The organism is Peptococcus simiae (assembly GCF_046569735.1).
Classification (GTDB): domain Bacteria; phylum Bacillota; class Peptococcia; order Peptococcales; family Peptococcaceae; genus Peptococcus; species Peptococcus simiae_A.
Map to the genome: position 1 here is coordinate 1 of NZ_JBKICG010000005.1, position 22,398 is coordinate 22,398.

At 57.4% G+C, this 22,398-nt stretch carries 22 protein-coding genes; 2 read left to right on the forward strand and 20 right to left on the reverse strand.

Features of this window, described 5'->3' with window-relative positions:
- Window positions 1-292, forward strand: a 292-nt coding sequence (locus ACLGL1_RS02885; protein WP_411007405.1) for a hypothetical protein, incomplete at its 5' end; no start/stop codon positions are given.
- Here the strand turns inward: ACLGL1_RS02885 and ACLGL1_RS02890 are convergent.
- The 19 genes from ACLGL1_RS02890 to ACLGL1_RS02980 form a co-directional block, all read right to left on the reverse strand.
- Window positions 289-627 carry a transposase gene (locus tag ACLGL1_RS02890; RefSeq protein ID WP_411007292.1) on the reverse strand — a complete coding sequence of 113 codons (339 nt, stop codon included), beginning with the start codon at window positions 625-627 and terminating at the stop codon, window positions 289-291. The genes ACLGL1_RS02885 and ACLGL1_RS02890 overlap by 4 nt on opposite strands.
- Window positions 615-1,010, reverse strand: coding sequence for a transposase (locus tag ACLGL1_RS02895; protein WP_411007403.1), 396 nt, complete (start codon window positions 1,008-1,010; stop codon window positions 615-617). Before ACLGL1_RS02895 ends, ACLGL1_RS02890 begins: the two co-directional genes overlap by 13 nt.
- A gap of 227 nt (window positions 1,011-1,237) precedes the next feature.
- Window positions 1,238-2,563 carry a 23S rRNA (uracil(1939)-C(5))-methyltransferase RlmD gene (gene rlmD, locus ACLGL1_RS02900; RefSeq protein ID WP_411007293.1) on the reverse strand — a complete coding sequence of 442 codons (1,326 nt, stop codon included), beginning with the start codon at window positions 2,561-2,563 and terminating at the stop codon, window positions 1,238-1,240.
- Window positions 2,564-2,613: 50 nt separating this feature from the next.
- Complete coding sequence (locus tag ACLGL1_RS02905) at window positions 2,614-3,291, reverse strand: CPBP family intramembrane glutamic endopeptidase (RefSeq protein ID WP_411007294.1); 678 nt, start codon at window positions 3,289-3,291, stop codon at window positions 2,614-2,616.
- A gap of 59 nt (window positions 3,292-3,350) precedes the next feature.
- Entirely contained in the window at window positions 3,351-4,682 is a 1,332-nt protein-coding gene (gene mgtE, locus ACLGL1_RS02910) for a magnesium transporter (protein ID WP_411007295.1), read from the reverse strand.
- A gap of 120 nt (window positions 4,683-4,802) precedes the next feature.
- Window positions 4,803-5,693 (reverse strand): GTPase Era, encoded by an 891-nt coding sequence (gene era / locus ACLGL1_RS02915; protein ID WP_411007296.1) that lies wholly within the window; start codon window positions 5,691-5,693, stop codon window positions 4,803-4,805.
- On the reverse strand, window positions 5,690-6,595 hold the full coding sequence (ybeY, locus tag ACLGL1_RS02920; RefSeq protein ID WP_411007297.1) for an rRNA maturation RNase YbeY: 906 nt from the start codon (window positions 6,593-6,595) through the stop codon (window positions 5,690-5,692). Before ybeY ends, era begins: the two co-directional genes overlap by 4 nt.
- Window positions 6,595-8,742 carry an HD family phosphohydrolase gene (locus ACLGL1_RS02925; RefSeq protein WP_411007298.1) on the reverse strand — a complete coding sequence of 716 codons (2,148 nt, stop codon included), beginning with the start codon at window positions 8,740-8,742 and terminating at the stop codon, window positions 6,595-6,597. Before ACLGL1_RS02925 ends, ybeY begins: the two co-directional genes overlap by 1 nt.
- Window positions 8,708-9,715 carry a PhoH family protein gene (locus tag ACLGL1_RS02930; protein ID WP_411007299.1) on the reverse strand — a complete coding sequence of 336 codons (1,008 nt, stop codon included), beginning with the start codon at window positions 9,713-9,715 and terminating at the stop codon, window positions 8,708-8,710. The genes ACLGL1_RS02925 and ACLGL1_RS02930 overlap by 35 nt, the downstream gene beginning before the upstream one ends.
- 124 nt (window positions 9,716-9,839) lie before the next feature.
- On the reverse strand, window positions 9,840-10,391 hold the full coding sequence (locus ACLGL1_RS02935) for a hypothetical protein (RefSeq protein WP_411007300.1): 552 nt from the start codon (window positions 10,389-10,391) through the stop codon (window positions 9,840-9,842).
- Window positions 10,388-11,665, reverse strand: coding sequence for a GTPase ObgE (gene obgE, locus ACLGL1_RS02940; protein WP_411007301.1), 1,278 nt, complete (start codon window positions 11,663-11,665; stop codon window positions 10,388-10,390). Before obgE ends, ACLGL1_RS02935 begins: the two co-directional genes overlap by 4 nt.
- On the reverse strand, window positions 11,655-13,475 hold the full coding sequence (locus ACLGL1_RS02945) for a MutS-related protein (protein ID WP_411007302.1): 1,821 nt from the start codon (window positions 13,473-13,475) through the stop codon (window positions 11,655-11,657). The genes obgE and ACLGL1_RS02945 overlap by 11 nt, the downstream gene beginning before the upstream one ends.
- Window positions 13,476-13,540: 65 nt before the next feature.
- Window positions 13,541-13,819, reverse strand: a complete 279-nt coding sequence (gene rpmA, locus ACLGL1_RS02950) for a 50S ribosomal protein L27 (protein WP_411007303.1) — start codon at window positions 13,817-13,819, stop codon at window positions 13,541-13,543.
- 12 nt (window positions 13,820-13,831) lie between these two features.
- Window positions 13,832-14,164: a ribosomal-processing cysteine protease Prp gene (locus tag ACLGL1_RS02955; RefSeq protein WP_411007304.1), complete on the reverse strand. Its 333-nt coding sequence runs from the start codon at window positions 14,162-14,164 to the stop codon at window positions 13,832-13,834.
- Entirely contained in the window at window positions 14,164-14,475 is a 312-nt protein-coding gene (rplU, locus tag ACLGL1_RS02960; protein WP_411007305.1) for a 50S ribosomal protein L21, read from the reverse strand. Before rplU ends, ACLGL1_RS02955 begins: the two co-directional genes overlap by 1 nt.
- 145 nt (window positions 14,476-14,620) lie before the next feature.
- Window positions 14,621-16,435, reverse strand: coding sequence for an adenine deaminase (ade, locus tag ACLGL1_RS02965; RefSeq protein ID WP_411007306.1), 1,815 nt, complete (start codon window positions 16,433-16,435; stop codon window positions 14,621-14,623).
- A gap of 91 nt (window positions 16,436-16,526) precedes the next feature.
- Window positions 16,527-16,937 carry a hypothetical protein gene (locus tag ACLGL1_RS02970; RefSeq protein ID WP_411007307.1) on the reverse strand — a complete coding sequence of 137 codons (411 nt, stop codon included), beginning with the start codon at window positions 16,935-16,937 and terminating at the stop codon, window positions 16,527-16,529.
- Between the two features lie 21 nt (window positions 16,938-16,958).
- The gene (locus ACLGL1_RS02975; protein WP_411007308.1) at window positions 16,959-17,342 is read right to left on the reverse strand and encodes a hypothetical protein; all 384 of its coding nucleotides are present in this window, start codon (window positions 17,340-17,342) and stop codon (window positions 16,959-16,961) included.
- 1 nt (window position 17,343) lies between these two features.
- Window positions 17,344-18,123 carry a TrmH family RNA methyltransferase gene (locus ACLGL1_RS02980; RefSeq protein ID WP_411007309.1) on the reverse strand — a complete coding sequence of 260 codons (780 nt, stop codon included), beginning with the start codon at window positions 18,121-18,123 and terminating at the stop codon, window positions 17,344-17,346.
- A 193-nt stretch (window positions 18,124-18,316) separates the two neighbouring features.
- Here ACLGL1_RS02980 and ACLGL1_RS02985 point away from each other — a divergent pair, with 193 nt between their 5' ends.
- Window positions 18,317-21,163 carry a heavy metal translocating P-type ATPase gene (locus ACLGL1_RS02985; RefSeq protein ID WP_411007310.1) on the forward strand — a complete coding sequence of 949 codons (2,847 nt, stop codon included), beginning with the start codon at window positions 18,317-18,319 and terminating at the stop codon, window positions 21,161-21,163.
- Window positions 21,164-21,611: 448 nt separating this feature from the next.
- Here the strand turns inward: ACLGL1_RS02985 and ACLGL1_RS02990 are convergent, their stop codons facing one another.
- Window positions 21,612-22,337 carry a class B sortase gene (locus ACLGL1_RS02990; RefSeq protein WP_411007311.1) on the reverse strand — a complete coding sequence of 242 codons (726 nt, stop codon included), beginning with the start codon at window positions 22,335-22,337 and terminating at the stop codon, window positions 21,612-21,614.
- Window positions 22,338-22,398: the final 61 nt, after the last annotated feature.

Genomic DNA, 22,398 nt, shown 5'->3' on the forward strand with positions numbered 1-22,398 from the left:
ACTATTAAAATTTCGCCAAGTAAACTTGTCAACTTTTTTTGGAAATTTATTTTCTAATCAAAACTTATCAAAGTCATTCTGCGTTGCTACTTCCTTGTATTTAAAATCATCATTGTTCTTTTCAGTAAACATATCATTAACTAGACCGATGGTTAGTAAGGATAAATCAGAAATAGAAAGACCAAGTTCCACAGCCCTTAAGAGAAATAAGGGTGTAGTCATTGGTCTTTCTGTTGGTCTTACTTTTTTTAGAAACTTCCTTTGTCAAATAGGGTTGATGATTTATTTTTAGGAGGCTGCGCAGTAACCAGCTGCGTAGCTTCTTTTTTTATCTCTTCCAGATACGTAGAGTCTTGAAATTAAAAGTATCCTGTTTCTAAAATGACTGTAATTACCATAACCATAAGCTGTTCGTTTAAGCACTTTAATTTTGTTGTTAATTCCTTCAATAGGTCCATTTGTTAGATGTGGATGACGACACGTTTCTTTAATTGCAGGTAAGTATTTTTTAAATATTCTCAATACTCGTGTTAATCCTTTAGGAACAGAATGAATAGCTGATTGATTCAAAATTGTCTCAAAGTATTCAAAAACAGCTTTTTTCAAAGCCTCTGTTAAGCGATGCACGATGTAATAACACGTCTGTAGTCCTTCGTCTTGTTGTAAGAAGTAGCCACGATATTTCCTGTATTAGTGAGATGATCAAATAATCTAAAACGATCATACCGGTATCGCGTTAATTTATCTGGATTAATTAGAAGAAGTTTCCAGTAACGTTTAAGCTTACGGTACAGCTTTCCGTCTTTATGTCGTATTTGATTCATCCACTGGACGCGGTAGCGATTATGCTCTCGATTGAGTGTTTGTACCAAGTGGAAATGATCAATAATGATCTCAGCATTCGGAAAAAGTTGTCGAATGAGCTCAATATAAGGATGAAACATATCGATAATAATTCCTTTGACTTTCTTCCGTTCTTTGCGTTGGAAACGATAGAAATAGGCTTTAATGAAGTGAGTCGTCTGTCTTCAATTACATCTACAACTTGATGAGTAGTAGCATCACAACAAATAAAGCCCATCACATCAAGCTTTTGAGTCTCGACCTGTTCCCACATACCAACCCCTATTTCTCCCAGGTAAATCATCTTCTAGGTCAAAATTTCTACTTTTCAAGCCAAAAACGAGGTTCCTAGACATCTGCTAAACACCTAGAAACCCCGTCCTTATGCGATCTCTCACTTTACTTTTTCAAGCAATACCACGCACTCCACATGGGCTGTCTGGGGAAAGAGGTCCACGGGTTGGATGGGGCCGGGCTGGTAGCCTTGGGCTTGGAAGCTTTTGAGGTCACGGGCCAAGGTGGCGGGGTTACAGGAGACGTAGATGATCCGGGGGATGGCGGCTTGGATGAGGGTATCGACCAGGCGGGGGTCCAGGCCCTTGCGCGGGGGGTCGACGATGGTGAGGTCGGGGCTGGGCTGGTCTTTGAGGTAGCGGGGGAGCCAGGCTTCGGCTTTGGCGGTGACGAAGTGGGTATTGGTAAGGCCCAGGGCTTGGGCGTTGGCCTTGGCGTCCCGGCTGGCTTCACCGACGGATTCGACGCCGGTGAGCCGGCCGGCCCGGTCGGCCAGGTAGAGGCCGATGGTCCCGATGCCGCCGTAAAGGTCCAGGATATGGTCCTGGCCGGTCAAGCCGGCCCGGGCCCGGACTTCATCATAGAGGACTTGGGCCTGGAGGTTATTCACCTGGAAAAAGGAGGCCGGGGACAGGCTGACGGTCAGGTGGCCGATGGCGTCTTGGATGCTTTCCCGGCCGGCCAGGTGGTGCCAGGCCCGGCCGGTGGCCAGGCGGGGGTTGGTCAGGACATTGTGCCAGACGGAGGTCAGGGCCGGATAGTCGGCGATGAGGCCCTCAACGAGCCTGGGCAGGCGGAAGGCCTGATCTTCAGTGATGAAGGCCAGCATGAGGTCACCAGTGGCCTTGCTTTCCCGGACCATGACCTTGCGGATGTGGCCGGCCCGGCCGGTGGCGGTAATCCGCCCTTCCAGGTCTTCCAGCAGGGTATTGACCTGGTTGGAAAAGAGCAGGCAGCCGCTGGCCGGGACGAAGTCGTGGCTCCGGGCGCTGTAAAAGCCCAGCCGGGCTTGGCCGCCGGCTTCATTCACATGGAAGATGCCCTTGTTCCGGTAGCGCCAGGGGTCGGCCATGGTCAGGGTCGGCAGGACCGGGGTATCCAGCTGGCCAATCCGGCTGACGGCATCCCGGACCTGCAGGGTCTTTAGGTCCCCCTGGAGGCCGGCGGAGGCGTGTTGGAGCTGGCAGCCGCCGCAGCGGTCATAGGCCGGGCAGGGTGGCTGGACCCTTTCCGGATGGGCCCGGTGGATGGCTTTAAGGCTAGCCACCAGGCGTTTTTTCTCTTTTTGAATATTTTCTATGGCCACCGTCTCGCCGGGTAAGGCGCCGGCGACAAAGACCACCCGGCCGTCATCGAGGCGGCCAACGCCTTCCCCATCATGGCTGATGCCGGTGATTCGGATGCTTGTGTCACTTGCCAAATCCATTCTCTTTCCTCCCAAATGATTACGAACGATACATCATGACCCACTCCGGCCTAGGATAAGCTGCCAAAGGCCACCAGGAGCATGACGGCATTCCAGGCGGCATGGGCAAACATGGAGGCCAGGATAGTCCTTTCCCGGACGGCGACCAGGTTCAGGAAATAGCCGCCGACGGCCAGGGGCAGGAGCCGGTAGACATCCCCATGGACCAAGCCAAAGATGAGGCTGGTCACCAGCATGGCAGACTGGGGGCTTAGCCGGGCGGCAAAGGCCTGGTAAAGGTAGCCCCGGAAAAATAATTCTTCCACAATGGGGGCCGCCACCACCATCAGGATAAAAGAAATAGCAAAGGCCACCCTGGGGCTGGCCATATGAAAGAAGGCTTCTACATTCTGGGCCGGCAGGCCATCCGGTAAGAAGAGGTTAATGACCTGGATAAAGCCGGCCATGACGATTAGGATCAGGCCGCCGGCGGCAATGCTCCGCATGGCGCTCCGGGCGGAAATAGGCCGGAGGCCGATGTCCGCCCAGTGCCGACCGGACCGGCGCAGCATGACGGCCACCAGGCCCAGCAGGATCCCCTGCTGGACAAAGGTGGTGATTAAAAATAAGGGGGTGTCGGCCAGGCCCAAGGGCCCGGCCAATACAACAGCCGAGGCGAAGACCAAGACATAGGTTAAGACTAATATACAAAGGGCTTCCAGCCATTTTCCTGAAGGGTTTTTATCCATGCTCTCTCCTATCCATCTACCAAGGGTGCTAAAAAAGAAAAAAGACAGGCGCACCTGTCTTAAATATTTAAAATAGCAGCTGCAATGAGCGTATAGTTTAAAAGGCCGGTGATGTCTACCACCGTGGTGATAAAGGGGGCCGAGGCGACGGCCGGGTCCACATTGATCCGCTTAAAGGTCAAGGGCACCAGGGTCCCCATAAAGGAGGCCATGAGGTTGTTTAAGACCAGGGTCAGGCCGACAGCCAGGCCCAGGGCCGGGAACTGCCAAAAAGACCCGATGCCGCCGACGATGAGGCCGACAGACACCCCCAGGGCCAGGCCGATGGTGGTCTCCCTGAGGATAATCCGCAAGGCGTGGCCACTTTCCAGGGTCCCCATGGCCAGACCACGAACGGTAACGGTGGAGGACTGGGTGCCGACATTCCCGGCCACCCCGGTCAGGAGGGGGATAAAGATGGCCAGGGCCACGACCTGTTCCAGCCGGGCCTGGAAGCCGGATAAGACAATCCCGCTCCCCAGTTCCCCAAAAATGGTGATGAGGAGCCAGGGCATCCGGGCCATATAGGCCCCCTTGACGCTGGGTTCCTCATCATCTTCAGATTCGTTAATACCGGCCATCCGGTAGATGTCTTCGGTGGCCTCTTCATGGATAACGTCGACGATGTCGTCAACGGTGATAATCCCAATGATGTGTTCTTCGTCGTCAACAACGGGGACTGCCAGGAAGTTGTACTTGGTCATTAAGTCAGCGATTTCTTCCTGGTCATCCTGGACGTTGACGCTCATAACATTGGTTTGCATAATATCGGCAATGGCTGTTTCCGGACCGGCGATGATCAGTTCCCGGAGGGACAGGATCCCGACCAGGTGGCTATTGCCGTCAATGACGTAAACGTAGTAGATGGTTTCTGCATCCGGGGCAAAGGCCCGCATCATTTCAATGGCCTTCTGGGCCGTGACAAAGGCCGGCACGACAACGAATTCGGTGGTCATCAAGCCACCGGCGGTGTCGGCTTCGTAGCCTAAAAGTTCGATAATATCCACCCGGGCCTCATCATCAAAGAGGGCCAGGACCCGTCCCCGGGCCTTGTCCGGCATATCGGCCAATAGGTCGGCTGCATCGTCATTGGGGATTTCTGCAGCAATGGCCATGGCCTGCCAACGGGGCAGGGACAGGAGTACATCTGAAACCAGGGAAAAGTCGTCCAATTCAAAGAAGACAATGGCGGCGTCTTCCGGTTCCAGAAACTTAATTAAGGCAATTTGCTCGTCCCGGTCTTCCAGGCCGGACACATATTCCGCAATGTCTTCCGGCTGAACATCTTCCAGGTACTCCCTTAGGCGGGTTTCTTCATCTTCGTTGGTCGGCAAATCGATATGTGTGATCATTGATGACCTCCCTTATGCTTTTTTTCTGACTGGATAACAAGATATTCGCTCGCGGTCTACCATCGTCGTTTGACATACATCGATTCACCTCCCAATGCCTTTCTGGCATTAAAAATAAACTTAAAAACGTTGGTCCAGGCCTAGGTCTCTCAGGGTCATGTCATGGTTGCGCCAGGCTTCTTTGACCTTGACCCAGAGCTTGAGGTCAATTTCCTCATCCAGCAGGTGCTCTATGTCCCGCCGGGCCTGGATGCCGATTTTTTTCATCATCCGGCCCTGCTTGCCGATGAGGATCCGCTTCTGCGAGGACCGCTCAACATAGATCAGGGCATAGACGACCAGTTTTCCGTCGGCCTCCCGGCGCTCCATTCTTTCAATTATCACGGCCACGCTGTGGGGGACTTCTTCATTGGTCAGGCGGAGGATTTTCTCCCGGATGAGCTCGGCCATGAGGACCTTTTCCGGTTGGTCGGTGATTTCATCAATCGGGTAAAAGGGGGCGCCGTCCGCCAGGTAGCCCTTGGTGACATCCAAGAGGGGCTGGACATTATCCCCGGTCAGGGCTGACAGGGGGAAGACTTCTGCAAAGGGCCGCCTTTCGGTCCACTGGACAATGGTTTGCAGGACCTGCTCACCGGTCATGGTATCGGTTTTATTCAAGAGGAGAAAAACCGGGATATCCACCTTTTCCAGAGCCTTGAGGATATAGGCTTCGCCGCCGCCAAAGGGAACAGAGGCGTCCACCATATAGTATACCACATCGCCGTCGTAAATGCTCTCCTTGGCCACATCCACCATGACGCTGCCCAGCTTGTGCTTGGGTTTATGGATGCCGGGGGTGTCGATAAAGACCATTTGGGCCTCTTCATCTGTGTAGATGCCGGTGATCCGAACCCGGGTGGTTTGGGGCTTGTCGCTGGTAATGGCTACCTTGCGGTCAAGGATTTCATTCAGGAGGGTGCTTTTGCCGGCATTGGGTCGGCCGATAATAGAGATAAATCCGCTTTTCATGACTTCTCCTTTGGGGATAGGCTAAAGGCTTGGGGGAAGAGGTCTGCCAGGCTGGTTTCCTGGAGGTTGACCCGGTCCCGGCCCACCAGGTAGAGGGTCAGCTTGGGGGCAAACTCAGCCAGGGCCTGGCGGCAAATCCCGCAGGGGGGTGCCGGGGCCTCGCCAGCGGTGGCAACGGCCAGGGCGGTAAAGTCCCGGACGCCCTGGGTCACCGCTGCAAAAAGGGCGGTCCGTTCTGCACAACAGGTAGCACCGTAGCTGGCGTTTTCTACATTGGCCCCGGTAAAGATCCGGCCATCACTGGCCAGGAGGGCGGCCCCGACCCGGTAGTTGGAATAGGGGGCATAGGCCCCTTCCCGGGCCTGGCAGGCAGCCTCAACCAGTCTTTCCCTGGTCTCATCCTCTACCGGGGTCTTGACCTTGGAGGGGGCTGTATCCCTGGGGACGCCCACCTGGGCCAGGATGGCTTCTTCGGCGGTCCGCATGGCCCTTTTATCGGCCGCGGTCATATGGTCGTAGCCGGCCACATGGAGGAGGCCATGGACCAAGAGGTAGGCCAATTCCCGCTTAAAGGAGTGGCCGTAGGCCTCGGCCTGCCGCCGGGCGGTGGGGATGGATATCATGATATCGCCAAGGATAATGGGCAGGCCGGCGGCCAGGTCCTCAGCCAGTTCCGCCCGGTCTTCATACATGGGAAAACTGAGCACATCTGTCGGTTGGTCGATCTGCCGGTGGTCCCGGTTGACTGCCTGGATGGTCGCATCATCGACCAGGGTCAGGTCCAGTTCGCCATCAGCCGGCAGGTCTTCCTGGGCGACATAGGCTGCCCAGATGGCGTCTTCCAGGGCCTGCCAGTGCTCGGGCAGGCTGGTCTTGATTTCGTCTGTGCGGATGATTGCCATTAGGCCTGGCCTCCTTCCTTCAATTCTTTACTATCCGGGTACTCAATCCGCTTGTGGTAAATGCCGCAGAGCATCCGGCTAAAGACATCGCCTACCTCGTTTAAGTCCCGGTAGGTCAGGGGACATTCGTCAAATTGGCCATCGGCCAGCTTTTGCTGGATGATCTTATGGACAAGGCCCTCTATCTGTCCGGCGGACAGCTTGCCGGCGGCGCTGCGAACGGCCGCTTCTACGCTATCGGCCAGCATGAGGACCGCCGCCTCCCGGGTCTGGGGCTTCTTCTGGGGGTAGCGGAAGTCATCTTCCTGGAGGTCCTCGTCCTGTTTTTTAGCCTCTATATAAAAGTAACGGATAACCGTATTCCCATGGTGCTGGGCAATGAGGTCCACCACCGAAGCCGGCAGGCGGGCCTCCCGGGCCATGGCCACCCCGTCTTTCACGTGGGCGGTAATGATCAGGGTGGATAAGAGCGGGGAAATTTTTTCGTGGGGGTTCTTCTGGCCAAACTGGTTTTCCGAGAAGAAAACCGGCCGGCGCAACTTGCCAATATCATGGTAATAACCGCCAATCCGGGCCAAGAGGGCATCGGCGCCGATGGCGTCGGCGGCGGCTTCAGCCAGGTTGGCCACCATCATGGAATGGTGGTAGGTGCCCGGGGCCTCGACCATGAGCCGCTTGAGGAGGGTATTACTCTGGTCCCCCAGCTCCAAGAGGCTAATGGAGGTGGTCATATCAAAGGCCGACTCCATATAGGGGAGGATCCCCAGGGTGATGATGACCACCGCAACCCCGTTGGCAAAGGAAAAGGCAATGGCCAGGGCGACAATCGGGAAGCTCAGCTCCCAGAAGGCCCCATGGCCCAGGGCCAATACCGTCAGGCTCAGGCCAATGGCCACTGCGGCCCGGCCCAGGTCCAAACGTCTTTGCAGGTGCCGCACCTGGGACACCGCCACCAGGCCGGCAATGACGGTGGCCAGGGTGGCCAGGGCATCCTGGGTGTACATGCCATATAAGAAGGTGGTCACCGCTAAAATGGCCAGGGCCTCCCGGGTTTCCATGAGGACCGCTGCCAGGAGGACGCCGGTGGCGACCGGGGCCAGGAAGTAGACCTGGCGCAGGGCCATGTCACTATCCCCTATCCGGATGGCAGAGGCCAGGATGAAGAGTAGGACATTGATAAAAATAATTAAGAGGCTGAGCCTGAGCCGCTTGGTAAAGGCCTCACCCTGGTAGTACCGCAAAAGGTAACGGATTAAGGCCACATAAAGGGCCAGGAGTAAAAGGCCAATGCCCAGGCCGATCCCAACCGGTGACCGGTCAGTGGTATAGCCCAGGGCGGTCATGGCATCGTAGTGGCTGGCGGTAATCACTTCCCCCCGGCCGATAATGAGCTGGCCCTTTTGGACCGTCTGCCAGACCGGTTCCACCTGCTTGAGGACTTCCTCCTTCTTGGCCTGGGTGGCCCGTTGGTCATAGACCTGGGTCGGGTAGAGGGTCACATGGGTTAGCAGCTGGGTCGCCACTTTTTTATCCAGGTCGGATAAGGCCGGGGCCCCGGCCAAGCTCTGCAAGACCTGCTTGCGGGCCGTACCTACCTGGTCCTCCCGGACGCCGGCCCCCATGATCTCGCTCATAACTGCGACAATGTTCTTGTGCAGGCTGGTCAGGGCGGACTCATCGTATTCGAGTAATTCATTGACTTCTGTATCCGTAAGGTCTAAGCCCAGGCCTTCTGCCAGGGCTTTTTTCTGGTCTGCTTCGGTCAGGTCCGGCGCAGCTGTCCCTTCCTTGCTGCTGCCCTTGCGCTGGACAATAATCCGCACCAGGTCATCAAAGTTATTGTCAATGGTGGCCAGGCTAATTTGGTTAAAGCGCACCAGACTAAGGGTATAGACATCTTCAAAGCCCTTCAGGGCCTCTTTTTCCTTGAGCCGGGTGGCCTCCTTGTCTTCATAGGTCACCGACCGGTCGGCGTGGACATCCTGCTCGGCCACCCCGCCCACCTCCCAGGAGACCTGGTCAGGCAGGAGGTGCCAGAAAAACAGGGCCCACAGGAGGACGAAACTGCTTACAATAGCTAGTTTGAAACCGGTAGAAAAAGTTTTCAGCCTGTCACGCCAAGTGATTTTGGTTGAAGACTGGGTCATGGACTTGCTCCTTTTTTGCACTGTCGCGCTCATAGGCCCGGATGATTTTAGCCACCACCGGGTGGCGCACAACGTCTTCCGCCTCTAAAAAGGAAAAGGCGATTTCTTCAATACCGTCTAAGATGGCCTTGGCCGACACTAAGCCGGAGGCGCTGGTCCGGGGGAGGTCAATTTGGGTCACGTCCCCGGTGACCACGGCCCGGGAGCCAAAGCCAATCCGGGTTAAAAACATCTTCATCTGCTCTTTAGTCGCATTTTGGGCTTCATCGAGAATAATAAAACTGTCATCTAGGGTCCGTCCCCGCATGTAGGCCAGGGGGGCAATTTCAATAATCCCCTTGTCCAGGTAACGCTGGGCCACTTCCTGACCCAGGGTATCGTAGAGACCATCGTAAAGGGGCCGGAGGTAGGGGTCAACCTTGTCCTGGAGGTCACCGGGCAGAAAGCCCAGCTTTTCCCCGGCTTCAACTGCCGGCCGGGTCAGGACAATCCGGCTGACTTCCCGCCGTTTCAGGGCACGGACAGCCATGACCACAGCCAGGTAGGTCTTCCCGGTCCCAGCCGGGCCAATCCCGAAGGTGATGGTATGGTCCTTGATTTGTTGGATGTAGACCCCTTGGCCGATGGTCTTGGGCCGGATGTGCTTGCCGTGGGCGGTGATGAGGAGGGTCTCCTTGAGTCCGGCCACTTCTTTTTCCGACCGGCCCTGGGCCTGCATGGCAAAGGCATAGCGGACGTCGCTTTCGGTGATTTCCCGGGTATCGATAAGCTTGACCAGGTGGGCCAGGAGGGCCTTGCCCCGCCGGACAGCGGCCTCTTCCCCAATAAGGGTCACTTCAGTACCCCGGGCTACGACCTGGGCATCAATGCCCTCTTCCAAGATGGCCAGGTAGCGGTCTTGGGGCCCAAAAAGGGCCTGGGCGGTGCGGTCATTATCTAATTGTACAGTCTCTCGGATAACTGCCAAAATCATGTCTCCTTTCAAGCATTCACTCTTCTTGCATTGTAAACGAAAGAAAGGCTAAAATCCAGCTATAATATGCCCAAAGGTTAGCCCCGCTGAAAAAATGAAAACTGCCCCGGTCGACCGAGGCAGTCTAATATGAGATGGGTAAAAGATAGGCCAAGCCTGTGATAAGGGCCAGTAAAGCAAGGAAGACAAGGCCGGCCAGCAGGATGCCCAGGAGCCAGCGGTCGTCAGGCTTATCCATATCGGCCAGGGCCTCTTCCAGGGCCGCCAGGAGCTTCTGGTCCACCCGGCGGATGGCCAGGACCCCATTGGGGAAAAAGCGGAGGTCCGCCGGCGACCGGCCGGCCTTTTGTAAAATGATGGTAAAGGCCTTGGCCATGGCATCATAGTCGACCTTGCCCCAGCGAAAACCCCGGACCCAGTAATAGGTCGTTTCCAGGGCATAGTGGGCGGCCAGGGCCAGGCCGGCGACGGCAAAGAGCCAGATGGTCACCCGCCTGAGGTCCGGCCCCGGCGGCATGGTCAGCCAGGCCACCACCAGGCCGTCACCGAGCATGAGGGCAACGGCGGCCAGGTCGGGCACCAGCCGGCTCTGGCTCTTCCAGAGGACCAGCCGGTTGACCAGGGCAAAGGCCAGGACGGCCAGGTGCAGGAAGAGAATCCCGGTCGGACTCATCATTCAAAGTAGTCGAATTCCATGGGGCCGATGATGACCGTATCCCCTTCTTGGATACCGGCCTTACGGAGGGCCTTTTCTACCCCCATCCCGTCAAGGATCCCCATGAACCGTTCGACCCCTTCATCCCGTTCGAATTGGGTCCGTTGGACCAGGCCGTCAATTTCCGGCCCGACCACAGCCCAGACATTGCCCTCGTGGGCTTCCACCCAGAAGGGGCGTTGGGCCGGTTCCGGAATGACCGGTGCTGCTTCTTCCTCTTCTTCGCTGACCGGGGGAAGGGCCTCCAGGAGGTCCTTCAAGGCGTAGACCAGGGCCTGGCTGCCTTCACCGGTCGCTGCCGACCCGGCAAAGAGGGGCAGGTCGGGAAAGGCCTCTTCAATGGCTGCCAGGGCTGCGGCCTTATCTTCCTCGGATAAAAGGTCGGTTTTATTGGCAAAGATTACAGCCTTTTTCCGGGCCAGCTTGGGGGCATAGGCTTCCAGTTCATACTGGATGGCCCGGATGTCTTCAACCGGATCCCGGCCTTCCAGACCCGAGGCATCCACCACATGGACCAAGACCCGGCACCGTTCCACATGGCGGAGGAAGCGGTGGCCCAGGCCGGCCCCTTCCGCCGCCCCGCTGACCAGGCCCGGTACATCGGCCAGGACAAAGCTGTGAGCGGCATCTACCCGGACAACCCCCAGGTTCGGTTCCAGGGTGGTGAAGGGGTAGTTGGCTATCTTGGGCCGGGCGGCCGATACCTGGGCAATGAGGGTGGACTTGCCCACATTGGGAAAGCCCACCAGGCCTACATCGGCCAGGAGTTTTAATTCCAGGGTGATCCAGCGTTCCTCGCCCGGTTCGCCATTTTCGGCATAGGCCGGGGCCCGGTGGATGGAGTTGACAAAGCGGGCATTGCCCCGGCCGCCGCGGCCACCCTTGGCCACGACCACTTCCTGGCCCTGGACCCGGAGGTCGGCCAGGAGCCGGTTATTGGCTGCATCCCTGACCAGGGTCCCGACCGGGACCCGGAGGATGACGTCCTTACCGCCCTTGCCATGCTGCTTGGACCCTTGGCCGTGGAGGCCCCGCTCCCCCTTGTAGTGGGTCTGGTAGCGGAAGTCGATAAGGGTGCGGAGCCCCTCATCGGCCCGCAGGATAATGGACCCGCCATCGCCACCGTCACCGCCGGCCGGCCCCCCCTTGGGGACGTATTTTTCGCGGCGGAAGGCAACAATGCCATTGCCGCCATTGCCCCCCTGGACATTTACTTTTGCGTAATCATAAAACATCTTGATCAGCTCCCTTGGCATCCTGGGCATCCAGCAGACCGGCCATCCGCATAAGGTGTTTGGCGTTGGTGGTCTGGCAGCGGCCCGGGCGAATGGTATAGTCAAAGCGGATTTGGTCGCCTTCATAATGCTCTTGAAAGTGCATATTCCGGCCCTCGACCCCGGCGTCTTCCACCAGGTCACAGAGTTCAAAGTCATGGGTGGTGACCAGGGTCATCATCCAGGGTTGAGAGAGTTTTTTAATGGCTGCCTCAGCGCCGATAATCCGGTCGGCTGAGTTGGTCCCCTTGAAGATTTCATCAATCAGGACCAGCATGGGCTTGCGGGCGCTGGCATAGTCGGCCATCTTCTTAATGCGAAGGATTTCCCCATAAAAGGTAGAAATCCCTTCGCTGACATCGTCGGTCACCCGCATGGAGGTAAAAATCCGCATGGGGCTAATGGCAAAGCGGTCGGCACAGACATAGCCGCCGGCATAGGCCAGGACAGCATTGAGGCCGATGGTCCGCATAAAGGTACTTTTCCCGCTCATATTACTCCCGGTGATGATAGTGGTCTCCCCGCTCTGGCGGTAGTCATTGGCCACAGCGGTGGCCGGGGCCAGGAGGGGGTGGGTCGCGGCGGTCATTTCCAGGCTGGGGACATCCGTCTCCAAAATCTCTGCCTGGCCGGCATTGGGCCGGAGCCGGCCGACGGTGCAGAGGCTGGAGAGGGCCTCAACTTCCCCGACCCAGTCCAGCCAGCGGACAAAGTTTTCGCCATATTGCTGGCGCCAGCGGTCAATCCGGGCAATCATGTTAAAGTCCCAGGCCAGGCAGCCGCAGAGCAGGAAGTAAAGCAGGAAGTTTTCCCGAAGGTTCCAGAAGCCAACCAGGCGATTTAAGGCCGCAACCCCTTCCGGGGCTTGGGCCAGGTCTGCCTTCATTTGCCGGAGGTAGGCGCTTTCAAAGGGGCTGTCCAAGAGCATTTGAAAGCGTTCGTTGAGCCCTTCCAGCCGGGTTTGGAAGACCAGGACAGTCTCCTTGTATTTATTAACCGGGCCGGCCATGGTAATGGCCAGGGCCATTTGCATAAAGAAAACGGCCAGGGGAATCATATAGGACACCATCCCGGCCATGGCCATGCCGATGGTTACCACAAGGGCCAGGGGCAGGGCCAGGCCAATGAGGCCGGCCTGGTCAATGGTTTCTACATTTTCGCCCCGGGCATAGGCCTTGAGCTTTTGCTCGGCGGCCTTTTCCCGGTTTCGCTTGGCCGCCTTGGGCTCATAGGCCAGGGCCTCAAAGCGGATGGCCCAGTCATCGTCAGCCAGGAGCTCCCGGACCGAGGCCTGCCGGTCAGCGATATGGTTGAGGTCCGGTTTGGTCAAAAGCCGGGCCAGGGCGTCGCTGCCGCTGGCCGAGTGGGTCACGGACAGGTATTGGAAAAGAGACCCCTTACCGAAGATATCCAGGTCTGTGCTGAGGGTATTGTCCTTACTTTTGTATTGGTCACCGGTTTCGGGCAGGTCCTGCCAGGCGTCTACCAGCCGGTCCTCATACCGCTTGAGGACCCCGCTAATTCGGGCGAGGCCGGCAATTTCCTTTTGGATCTTGCCAAAGCGGTAGACCAGGGCAATAAAGGCCACCAGCATGATCCCGGCCAGGCCGGCACCGACCACCAGGTCCCGACGCAGGTAGGCCACCAGGCCCAGTACCAGCAAAATGGCTGTGATGAGACGGAGCTGGCTCAGGCGGTTCAGGGTCGCATCCAGGTCCCGGCACTGTTTTTCATTGGCCGCCTGCCTGTTTTTTATGTCTTGTCCAGTCATGGGCACCTCTTTTCCTGATGATGAAAAAAAGGGATGACCGCATGGCCACCCCTTGTCCAAAGCAATTAGCCCGCATAAACGCTGACTTGAGTTTTGCTTTTACCTTTACGTTCAAAACGTACCACCCCGTCGGCAGTAGCAAAGAGCGTATCATCGCCACCTCTGCCTACGTTAACACCAGGATGGATTTTAGTTCCGCGTTGACGGTAAATAATATTTCCCGCTTTCACGAACTGACCGTCGGCCCGTTTAGCGCCGAGGCGTTTGGAGTGAGAGTCACGACCGTTCTTGGTGCTCCCTACCCCTTTTTTAGAAGCGAAAAATTGTAAGTTCATCTTAAGCATGAATCCACCTCCTCACCGGTTTGTCCGATGTATCTGTATGAATGCATCATCGTAGTCTTCATTAAGGGCCTCAACGGCCAGCACATAGGTTTCTAAAATAGCCTGTGCCTTGACCTGGGCATCCGGAGACAAGTCATCCGCTAAGCGCAGGCAAATGCGGTCAGCTTCCGCTGAGCACTCCGCCAAGGCTATACCTTGGGCGGACAGGCCATTGGCTGTTGCAATGGTCAGGGCGGATACAGCTGCGCAAAGGATATCCTTGCCGTAGTCATCCAGGCCTGCATGGCCCTGGACCGTGTACCCACACCAACCGTCAGTCCCCCGGACCAAGTCAATCCGAATCATTAGCCAACGATGGATTCGACGACCACCCGGCTAAAGGGTTGACGATGGCCTTTTTTACGGCGATAGTTCTTTTTAGGCTTATACTTAAAGACGGTGATTTTACGGGCCTTGCCGTTTTCAACCACTTTCAGGCTTACTTTAGCGCCTTCAACGAAGGGCTTGCCAACAGTGATGGCCCCGTCCTTATTGACCAATAAAACCTTGTCTACGGTAACGGTTTCGTCAGCTTCAGCAGTCAGTTTTTCGATGACCAGTTCCTGGCCTTCTTCAACCTTGTACTGCTTACCACCGGTTTCAATAATAGCGTACATATATACACCTCCCTGGGTTATAGACTCGCTGTCGCAGGTGCTAGGCTTGAAAACCTGAAACATGCGGTTGGAGTGAGACGAGAGACATCTACACTCAGAATAATATTATAATGAATAACCCGGGGCCTGTCAAGACTTTTTAGTGTTAATTGGACCGGTCCTCTGCTGCCGTTTCCAGGGGGACGAAGGCAAAGCGGTGGCAGTCGACCAGGCCCCGGTTGGTTAGGCGGAGGTCGGGCAGGCAGGCCAGGGAAATAAGGGCCATGGTCATAAAGGGCGAGGCCATATCGGCACCCAAGTCCTGCCACTGGGCCTCCATGGCGGCCACGTCCTGGGCAATGGCGGCCGCCGGCCGGTCACACATGAGGCCAGCGATGGGCAGGGCCACATGACCCAGGACCTGGCCATCGGCGACAATGCACATGCCCCCACCAGACTTGATCAAGGTATTGGCCGCCAGGCGCATATCCTCGTCACTGGCACCTAAAACCAGAAGGTTATGGGCATCATGGGCAACCGTTGAGGCCATGGCCCCCCGGCGGATGCCGAAGCCCTGGACAAAACCATGGCCGACGGTCCCGCTCCCGGTGTGTCGGTCAAAAACGGCGGCCTTGAGGACATCCTGGTCCGGATCGGCTTCAATGGCCCCCTCCCGGACGGGCAGGGTCAGGTGGACTTCTTCATTAAAGACCCTTTCCGGCACAATCCGGATGGCCCGGACCTCTGTGGTCCCCTCGGCGGCCGAGGGAATGCGGAAGGGGCTGGTATCGGTCAAGGGGTCCAGCCGGATGGACCGGTAGGCCTGGTCCGGGTACCGGTAGGGGGCGACATCAGCTGTCAGCCTGCCCCCTTCGGCCACTGCTTGGCCGCCAATCCAGACCCTTTCAGCGACCAGGTCTTCCAGGTTATCAAAAAGGACCATATCGGCCATCTTGCCCGGGGCAATGGACCCCATTTCATGGTCCATCCGGAAGCAGGTCGCCACATTGATGGTCACCATCTGGAGGGCTTCTAAGATGGGAATCCCATAGGCCACCGCCTTGCGGACGATGTGGTCCAGGTGGCCATCTGCCACTAGGGTATGGGGGTGGGTGTCGTCAGAAATCAGGTTGGCCAGGCGGCTATCGACAGTCCGCTCGGTCAGGGCCCGGCTCACCTCTGCCAAGTCATGCCAGGCTGACCCCTCCCGGAGCTGGGCGTACATACCCAGGCGCATTTTAGCAAGGGCATCCTCGGCCCGGTTGGATTCGTGGCAGCAGCGGACGCCGGCTGCAATGTAGGCATTCAGGCCACTGCCGGTATCCGGCACCGAATAATGGCCGGTCACCACCTTATCAGCGGCCAGGGTGGCGGCCACTTCTGCATGGGCATTGTCCTCCCCGGCTAAAATTCCGGGGAAGTTCATCATTTCACCCAGACCCACCGTTTGGGGCGTCGCCATTAGGGCCCGGACATCAGCCGCATCGATGGCGGCCCCGGTATCCTCAAAGCCGGGAACCGCCGGCACACAGGAGGGGACCGTCAGCATGGTCCGGAGGGGGGTCCCGGCGGCATCGGCCAGCATCATTCTAATGCCGGCCAGGCCAAGGACATTAGCTATCTCGTGGGGGTCCATGTAAATGCCGGTGGTCCCCCGGGGAACAACGCTCCGGGCATAGTTGCCCACGGTCATCATGGAGCTTTCCACATGAATGTGACCATCTAAAAAACCCGGAGTCAGGTACTTGCCCCCGGCCTGAAAGACCTCGGTTCCTTGGCCAATGCAGGCCGATGCATCGCCGACCAGGGCAATGCGGCCGCCAAAGGCAGCCACATCCATACCCGGTAAGATTTCCCGGGTGAGGACATTGACCAGTTGGCAGTTTTGAATGACCAGGTCAGCCGGTTGTTGGCCCAGGGCTACCTGGACCAGGTCCTTGGTCATTTCACTGAGGGGCTTAGTCGCTTGATTGTTATACATGATCTTCCTCCTACTCCGGCCTTACCTGACCAGTCCAGGGATTTTCCATTATCGTCCAAGTGAAAAGCACCGCCAAGGCGGTGCTCCTTTTTTAGCTCAGATATACCTTAGCCGCCAGCCGGTCCCGCCGGCTTAAGTGAAAGCACATGATGCCGAAAAGAACTGCCGGCACCAGCACCAGGACCACATTTAAGACCAGGCAGAAAAGCCCTTGGTCAAGCATGGCCACCAGCCGGTAAACAGCGAAAGCCAGGAGGCAAAAGTTAATGGCCCCCCAAGGATAATAAAACCAAGTGCGGGCAAAATCCAAGAGAAAGAGGGAAAAAAAGCCATAGACCCCTGCCATCAGCATAAAGGTGATAAAATCTGTCATTTCATAAAAAATAGCAATCCCGGTCATTTGCTGGTAAAAGTAAGCCCCGGACCAAATGCAAAACAAGAGTAAAAAAAGCATTTCCAGACCAAGCTGACGGCCTGTGCTGCCGGGCAACCTGTTTTCCATATCATTCACCCTCCTAAGCAATTAAAAAACATCCTTTTGCCGGGCAAACCAGCCTGCCGGAATAAAGAGCAGGGCATTCACAGCAATGGTATAAAGGCAAAATAGGCCCTGACCAAAACCGGTCGCCAGCTTGATCCACAGGTAGACCAGGTAGACCGTCTGCAGGCCGGTACTGACCATCCAGACCCAGCTGAGCCGGCGGCGGACACCCCCCTGGTAGAGGAGGGAGGCCATGATTTGCACGGTGGTCAAAACCACCAAGAGGAGCAGGGCGGTCCCGCCGGAAAAGTCCTGTAAGAGGCCCTGGACCAGGGCGGCGTATAAGAGGAGCCAGACCAGGTAGAGCCCGGTCCCGCCCCCTTCAAATAGGGTGCGTAAAAAGCCTGCTTTGACTTCTGCCTCCATCTTAGCCCTCCTTCTGCCGACGCAAGGATCGGATATGGTACATTAAAATGCCACCGGCGACGGCCACATTCAAAGATTCAACGCCCCGTTCCAGGGGAATGGATATGACCTGGTCGTATTCTTCGATCTGTTCCGGCCCATTGCCTTCATTGCCCAGAATGAGGGCAATCTTATCGGGTAGGTCGGCCTCATCATAGGGGACCCCGTCGGCATCGGCCACCACAAAGTGGAAGCCATACTTCCGCAGGACATGGATGACCTCCTCCACATCCTCAATCATATAGACCGGGAGGGAGAAAATCGTCCCCATGGTGGCCCGGAGGACCTTCCGGTTGGTAAAGTCCACCGTCCCCTTTAAGCAGAAGACGGCATCGGCGCCACTGGCCATGGTGGTCCGGATGATGGTCCCCAGGTTGCCCGGGTCCTGGACGCCGTCTACCACCACCACCGTCTGCATATCCGGCCAGGGGGTTTCGCTCCAGTCCGGGAAGCTGACGATGGCGGCAATATCCTGGGGATTGACCGTAGCCATAGCCTGGTTGAGGATTTGTTCCGGCACCAGGAGGACGGGCCCCTCGTAATCCTTCAGGAGGTCTGCATACTTTTCTTCACTGCCATCTGCGATTAAAACGGCATGGACCGCTGCCCCACTGGCCAAAGCCTCCTCGACAAACCGCCGCCCCTCGGCAACAAACTGCTCAAAGGCCAGCCGGTACTTCCGCTTTTCCAGGGCATGCATCCGCTTGATCCATTGATTTTTATCAGACTCAATCTTTTTCATAGACAACCTCTTTCAACCGTCTGCTGCAAAAATACCGCTACTTTTATACTTGTTATTTTAGCATAGTTCGCCCCGCCATGCCACCGGTCCCCTGTGTTAAAGGCGGTCCTTTTGGTTAAGTATAAGTTAGGGAATCCGAACCCTTATACGATTATTTATATTACTCAATGCCATGTTGTAAAGGAAGATGCTTATGCCCCCCTCTCAAGAACACCGCTTCCAGGTCGGTGGGATGTCCTGTGCGGCCTGCCAGGCCACGGTGGAACGCCGGGTCCGGCAGGTCCCTGACGTCACCGATGTGAAAGTGAACCTCCTCACTGGTGATATGACCGTTACCGGGCCGGCTGACCCGGCGGCCATCACTGCCGCCGTAGAAAAGGCCGGCTACACCATTAGCGAAAAGGCGGCCCCTGCCGAACCGGCCGGCCAGGCCCAAGTCTTTAAGGTCACCGGGATGACCTGTGCCGCCTGCCAGGCCAATGTGGAAAAGGCCGTTAACCGGCTGGACGGCGTCGATGCAGTCGCCGTCAACCTCCTGGCCGGGACCATGGAGGTCGACTACCGGGACCCGGCCAGCCCTGAGGACATCATCCAGGCCGTTGACCAGGCCGGCTACGCCGCCAGCCCGGCGGACCGGCAGGCAGTCCTGACCGAAAATCCTTCGGCCGCCCAGCACCAGGAGGCGGCAGCCATCAAACGGCGGATCATCCTATCCCTGGTCCTCTTAATCCCCCTGATGACCGTTAGCATGGGACCCATGGTCGGCCTGCCCCTACCGGACTGGCTGATCGGGGAGGCGGCGGCCCTCCGCTATGCCGGCCTCCAGCTCCTCTTAACCCTCCCGGTCCTCGTCATTAACCGGAAGTTCTTCATCAATGGCTTTAAGGGCCTCCGTCACCTGGCACCGAATATGGACAGCCTGGTCGCCATGGGGGCCTCTGCGGCCTTCCTCTACGGTCTCTTTGCCATGTGGCGGATCAGCCAGGGCTATGCGACCGGCGACCTGGCCCTGGTCAACAGCTACCGCCACCAGCTCTATTTTGAATCGGCCGCCATGATCGTGACCCTCATCAGTGTGGGCAAGTACCTGGAGGCCCGGTCCAAGGGCCGGACCACCGATGCCATTACCGGCCTTATGGAACTGGCCCCTGAAGAGGCTCTCCTGGTGGACCCGGCCAGCGGCCAGGTCCGGACCGTCCCCACCGCCCAGGTCCAAGTGGGCGATATCTTAGAAGTCCGCCCCGGTGGCCGGATTCCGGTCGATGGCCGGGTCCACAGCGGCCGGTCGGCCGTTGACGAAAGCGCCCTAACCGGCGAGCCCCTCCCGGTCGAGAAGGGCCCCGGCGACAGCCTCACCGGGGCCACCATCAACACCACCGGGGCTCTGCGGATGGAAGTGACCCGGGTTGGGGCAGATACCACCCTGGCCCATATTGTGGCCCTGGTGGCCGATGCCAATGCCGGCAAGGCCCCCATCGCCCGCTTGGCCGACCGGGTGTCGGCCATCTTCGTGCCGGCGGTCATGGCCATTGCCCTGGTCACCGCTGCGGTCTGGCTCTTCCTGGGCTACGGGGCTGAATTTGCCCTTTCGACTGCCGTTTCCGTCCTGGTCATCTCCTGCCCCTGCGCCCTGGGCCTGGCCACCCCGGTGGCCATTATGGTCGGCACCGGCAAGGGGGCCCGGATGGGCATCCTCTTTAAGAGCGCTGAAGCCCTAGAAAACCTCCACTACACGACCACCGTCGTCATGGACAAGACCGGGACCATCACCGAAGGCCGGCCGGAACTGACCGATGTCATCCCCTTCCAGGGCCAGGGCCAGGCCCTCCTGCTCCGCCAGGCCTACGCCCTGGAGGCCGCCAGCGAGCACCCGGTGGCCAAGGCCATTGTTGAGGCCGCCGACCGACTAAAGCTCAATGACCTGACCGCCCAAGACTTCATGAGCCACAGCGGCCAGGGGGTCAGCGCCCGGGTGGCCGGCGAAAAAATCTACGCCGGCAACCGGTCCCTTATGGATGACCTCCAAGTGGACTGCCGGGGGGCCGATAAAAAGGCCGAAAACCTGGCCAAGGAAGGCAAGACCCCCCTCTACCTGGCCAATGAGACCCGGCTGCTCGGTATGCTGGCGGTCCAGGATGCGGTCAAGCCCTCATCGGCCCAGGCTGTCAGTGCCCTCCACGACCTGGGCGTCAAGGCCATGATGCTCACCGGGGACACCCGGCTGACCGCCGATGCCATTGCCCGGGAAACGGGCATTGACCAGGTCATCGCCGAAGTCATGCCCCAGGACAAGGACAAGGCCATCCAGGCCCTCCAAGACCAGCAGGAAAGGGTGGCCATGGTCGGCGACGGCATCAACGACGCCCCGGCCCTGGCCCGGGCCGATACCGGCCTAGCCATCGGCGCCGGGACGGATATCGCCATCGAATCGGCGGATGTGGTTCTCATGCGGAGCGATCTCCTGGATATTGCCCGGGCCTTTGAGCTTTCGGCAGCCACCCTCCGGACCATCAAGCAGAACCTCTTCTGGGCCTTTTTCTATAACATTTTGTGTATCCCCATTGCGGCAGGGCTGCTCTATATACCCCTTGGGATTCACCTGAATCCAATGTTTGCCGCTGCCGCAATGAGTTTATCCTCTATCTTTGTTGTGACCAACGGCCTACGCCTGCGGACCTTTACCAGCAGCTACCCGGTTACCACCAGCCCGGAGGAAAAAGCCTCGCCCCTTCCGCCCTCGACAGCAGAGGCGCCGGCGAGCCCAAATCTAGCCCCACCAGCAGAACCATCATCAGAAGGAGACGATCACATGAAAAAAGTCATCGGCATTGACGGCATGCACTGTGCCCACTGCCAAGCCGCCGCCGGCAAGGCCCTAGAAAGCCTGGACGGCGTCAGCAAGGTAAAGGTCAACCTGGAAAAGAAGGAAGCGGTCATCAGCTACGATGGCGAGGTCAAAGATGAAGCCATCAAAAAAGTCATCAGCGATGCCGGCTACACCGTTACCGGGATCAGCGAAAAGAAAGGCCTCTTCGGTTAAGGCCCAACCTGCTGCGACAAGCGGCAGGTTTTTTATTACCGGGAAAGACCCGGTCCTACTAAAGCTATAGATGCAGGTGACCGGCATAAAAAAACGGCTATCAAAAAATATAAACCAGGTGAAAAACAAGGCTACCCTGTGCTATAATTAAATCAAGCAGAACCGTCATCGTGCACTAAAATCTTATCTTGGATATGATCCAAAACTTATTGTTAGGTGGTGGCTATACCATGGGCATGTTTCTTACTTTAGTCTTGTTTGCCCTCTTCCTAGGGGCCATTCTGGCCGTCTTCTGCCTCTACTACATGGTCTACCAAATTTATAAAAGCCGGGGGGATTGACCGGTTAAAACCCAACCTGCTGCGACAAGCGGCAGGTTTTTTGCTGCCTGCGGCTATTTTTGCCCACAAAAAAACCGCCGAAGCGGTTGTTATGAAAGTCATTGGCCTTACTTGCGGACGGCCACGATGAGGATCCGGGCGTCGTTTTGGGCATTGTCGCAGGTGGACAGGGTGACCAGCCGGTCGGTCGCCTGAACCGGCGTATCCAGTCGGACCCGCTCGCTGGGGGCCAGGCCGGCCAGGTAGCTGAGGGCGTCTTTATCCCCCTCCCAGACCAGCCAGCTGTTGTAGCTGAAAAACTGGGCCGGGTCTTCCAGGTTCATATCATAAATGCCAATGATCTCGCAATCCCAGACCTGGTCCAGGCTGGCCAGGCGGAAGGACCGGTGGGCTGCGGCGGTTTCTTGGTTAAGCAGCTGGTCCAGGTTGGAAAAGACCTGGCCATTGGCCATATTATGCCCATAGACCACCAGGTGGTCAGCGGTATCCACCGGCTCTTCATAGTCTAAAAAGGCGGCCCCGTTGGGGTTGTAGTTGCCGGTGGCATCATGGGTGAGGTAGTAGTCATTATCTGTCCCCTGGACCACCGGCGTCGAGACCAGGCCGGGCATGTCCAGCCAAGCGCAGACATCTGCATTGGCCGCCCGGTAGCGGCTAATATCCCCGGCATAGGGGTTGCTTGCCGGTGCCGGCAGAGATTGGTCGGCCACCGGGGCCTTGGGCACGTGCTGCCAGGTATGTAGATAGCCCCGCCAGTCGACCTGGTGGTTAATGATTAAGGCCAGGCCGACTAAGAGGCAGCAAAGGCCGATGGCCACTTTCCATTTTTTCATAAGACCCCTCCTGTTTTTATCACTTTAACGGCTGGCTTAGGTCCTGTCAATCGTTAATGAA